The sequence below is a fragment of the Streptomyces sp. S6 genome (genome assembly GCF_054880855.1).
In genome coordinates this window covers 1-3,188 of sequence record NZ_JBTYMC010000498.1, presented here as the reverse complement: position 1 = coordinate 3,188, position 3,188 = coordinate 1, and the positions used below count along the sequence as shown (strand labels likewise).

At 72.6% G+C, this 3,188-nt stretch carries 4 protein-coding genes and 1 pseudogene; all 5 read left to right on the top strand.

Features of this window, described 5'->3' with window-relative positions:
- Positions 1-812, top strand: an 812-nt coding sequence (locus tag ACVNF4_RS34265) for a molybdopterin molybdotransferase MoeA (RefSeq protein ID WP_461806771.1), incomplete at its 5' end; no start/stop codon positions are given.
- Positions 813-921: 109 nt separating this feature from the next.
- A complete protein-coding gene (gene moaC, locus ACVNF4_RS34260; protein WP_461806770.1) occupies positions 922-1,401 on the top strand; it encodes a cyclic pyranopterin monophosphate synthase MoaC in 480 nt (159 codons plus the stop codon).
- The gene (locus ACVNF4_RS34255) at positions 1,398-1,928 is read left to right on the top strand and encodes a MogA/MoaB family molybdenum cofactor biosynthesis protein (protein WP_461806769.1); all 531 of its coding nucleotides are present in this window, start codon (positions 1,398-1,400) and stop codon (positions 1,926-1,928) included. The genes moaC and ACVNF4_RS34255 overlap by 4 nt, the downstream gene beginning before the upstream one ends.
- A gap of 26 nt (positions 1,929-1,954) precedes the next feature.
- Positions 1,955-2,575 carry a GNAT family N-acetyltransferase gene (locus tag ACVNF4_RS34250; RefSeq protein WP_461806768.1) on the top strand — a complete coding sequence of 207 codons (621 nt, stop codon included), beginning with the start codon at positions 1,955-1,957 and terminating at the stop codon, positions 2,573-2,575.
- A 173-nt stretch (positions 2,576-2,748) separates the two neighbouring features.
- A pseudogene (locus ACVNF4_RS34245) lies at positions 2,749-3,188 on the top strand (hypothetical protein); the annotation flags it as partial.

The following is a 3,188-nucleotide window of genomic DNA, read 5'->3' as shown; positions in this document are numbered from 1 at the left end:
GCGACGTCCGCGCGGGAGACCGCGCGCTGAGCGCCGGGACGGTCGTCGGGCCGCCGCAGATCGCCCTCCTCGCCGCGATCGGCCGGCCCACCGTGCGCGTGCGCCCACGCCCGCGCGTGGTCGTCGTCTCCACCGGCACCGAACTGGTCCAGCCCGGCGAGGAACTGGCCGACGGCCAGATCTACGACTCCAACAGCTTCGCCCTCACCGCCGCCGCCCGCGACGCCGGGGCGATCGCCTACCGGGTCGGCGCGGTCGACGACGACGCCGAGACGCTCCGCTCCACCATCGAGGACCAACTGGTCCGCGCCGACCTCCTGGTGACCACCGGCGGGGTCAGCGTCGGCGCGTACGACGTCGTCAAGGAGGCCCTGTCGTCCGTGGGCGACGAGGACGAGGCGGGCAGCGGCGTCGACTTCCGCACGCTGGCGATGCAGCCCGGCAAACCCCAGGGCTTCGGCACGATCGGCCCCGACCACACCCCGCTGCTGGCCCTCCCGGGCAACCCGGTCTCGTCGTACGTCTCCTTCGAGCTGTTCGTCCGCCCCGCGATCCGCGCCCTGATGGGCCTCCCGGACGTCCACCGGCCCACCACGCGCGCGCGGCTCACCGCCGACAAGCCCCTGACGTCCCCGGCGGGCCGCCGCCAGTTCCTGCGCGCCACCGCCGCCGACGGCACCGTCAGCCCCGTCGGCGGCTCGGGCTCCCACCTCGTCGCCGCCCTGGCGCACGCGGACGCGCTGATCGTCGTCCCGGAGGACGTAGAGCGCGTCGAACCGGGCAGCGAGGTCGAGGTCGTCCTGCTCGGCTGAGGCACGCGCGCGTGTCCGGTGGTTCCGCAGGGCGGTCCCGCTGCGTCGCCCCGCCGGTCGGGGAGTACCGTGTCGCGCACTATAGGGCCGACCGGGAGCGCCGCACAGCATGAGCACGCAGGACCGACTGACGCACATCGACGAGGCGGGCGCCGCCCGGATGGTCGACGTGACCGGCAAGGACGTCACGGCCCGCACCGCGCGGGCCTCCGGACGCGTCCTCGTCTCCCCGCGCGTGGTCGAGCTGCTGCGCGGCGAGGGGGTCCCCAAGGGCGACGCCCTCGCCGTCGCGCGGATCGCCGGGATCATGGGCGCCAAACGCACCCCGGACCTGATCCCGCTGTGCCACCCGCTGTCGCTGTCCGGTGTGACACTGGACCTGTCGGTCGTGGACGACGCGGTGGAGATCCTCGCCACGGTCCGTACGGCGGACCGCACAGGCGTCGAGATGGAAGCCCTCACCGCCGTCTCCGTCGCCGCGCTCACCGTGATCGACATGGTCAAGGCGGTCGACAAGGGAGCGGTCATCACGGACGTGCGCGTGGAGGAGAAGACGGGCGGCAAGTCGGGCGACTGGAGCAGGACATGACACTCGACACCTCGGTGGGCGGCGCGTTGCTCGCGCCGTACGCCGCTCTGGTCGTGACCGCCTCCAACCGGGCCTCTGCGGGCGTCTACGAGGACAAGGGCGGCCCGCTGGTCGCCGAGGGCCTGCGCGGCCTCGGATTCGCCGTGGACGGCCCTCGGATCGTTCCCGACGGCGACCCCGTCGAGGCGGCGCTGCGCGCGGGCGTCGAAGCCGGGTACGACGTCATCGTCACGACCGGCGGCACCGGCGTCTCACCCACCGACCGCACCCCCGAGGCCACCCGCGCGGTCATCGACCACGAGGTCCCCGGCATCGCCGAGGCCATCCGCGCGTACGGCCGCGACAAGGTCCCCACCGCCGCGCTGTCCCGGGGACTCGCGGGCCTCGCGCGCGGGACGCTCATCGTCAACCTCCCGGGCTCCACCGGCGGAGTGAAGGACGGACTGGCCGTCCTGGAACCCCTGTTGGTCCACGCCGTCGACCAGATGCGCGGCGGCGACCACCCCAGACCCGGGGGTGCGAGCTGAACACCCCCTCCTGGCCCACCCGGCTGGTGGACGGCGACATCGTCCTGAGGCCCATAAAGGTGCGCGACCAGAACGCCTGGCGCGAGGTCAACCGGCGCAACCGCGACTGGCTGCGCCCCTGGGAGGCGACGATCCCGCCGCCCGCGCCGAACGGACCTCTCGCGCACCGGCCCACCTACCGGCAGATGGTCCGCCACCTGCGCTCCGAGGCGAACGCGGGCCGCATGCTGCCGTTCGTCATCGAGTACCAGGGGCGCCTGGTCGGCCAGTTGACGGTCGCCGGCATCACCTGGGGCTCCATGTGCTCCGGGCACGTCGGGTACTGGGTGGACGAGTCGGTCGCCGGGCGCGGCGTCATGCCGACGTCCGTCGCGCTCGTCGTCGACCACTGTTTCCGCACCGTCGGACTGCACCGCATCGAGGTCTGCATTCGCCCCGAGAACGGTCCGAGCCGCCGGGTGGTGGAGAAACTCGGATTCCGGGAGGAGGGACTGCGGCCCCGTTATCTGCACATCGACGGCGCCTGGCGCGACCACCTCGTGTTCGCACTCACCTCCGAAGAGGTACCCGAAGGGCTGCTGAACCGCTGGCGCCGTTCGTACGACCGGCACCGCGCGCCGGGCAACCCCACCGGACCGGGAAATTGAATAAACGTTCGAATATGATCGGACGATGACCGTCTGAATGCGCCGAAGTTCCCTTCTTGTGCGGTCCGCTGATCGCATCGGTCACAAAAAAAGCTCGAAATATCAGCCGGATCGTGCGACACACCGGCCCAATTGGCGGATGGCCTCAACCAAATCCCTCTACGGTGTGAGGCGTGAGCAGCAGCGGCCTCATCTACGCAGTCATTGTCGGGGCCTGGGCCGCCTACTTGGTGCCGATGTGGCTCCGTAGGCAGGACGAGCTGAACGAGGCCCGTCCGACGGAACGCTTCAGCACTGCCATCCGGTTGCTGTCCGGCCGGGCAGGGATGGAGCGCCGGTACGCCCGGGACCTGAGGGCCCGCACCGCCGAGGCGGGGGAGCCCGACGACGACGCCCTGGACGTCGCCACCGAACCGGTGGACGTCCGGGCCTTCGCCATGCCGCCGGGGCACCGGCAGGCGCAGGCGGCGGCACCGGAGCGGGAACCGGGGCGGGGTGAGGGCGCGGGGCGTGATTCCGGGGGCCGCGACGCTGCGGGCCGGGATGTCGCAGGCCGCGAGGTGAAGGGGCGTGAGGCCAGGCCGGCGCCCTCCGTGCCGTCGGCGGACGTCGC

What these genes read in the sequence shown, in the direction of transcription:
- moaC (WP_461806770.1), top strand. Translation starts at nt 922, where the DNA reads ATGAGCACGCAGGACCGACTGACGCACATCGACGAGGCGGGCGCCGCC.
- ACVNF4_RS34255 (WP_461806769.1), top strand. Translation starts at nt 1,398, where the DNA reads ATGACACTCGACACCTCGGTGGGCGGCGCGTTGCTCGCGCCGTACGCC.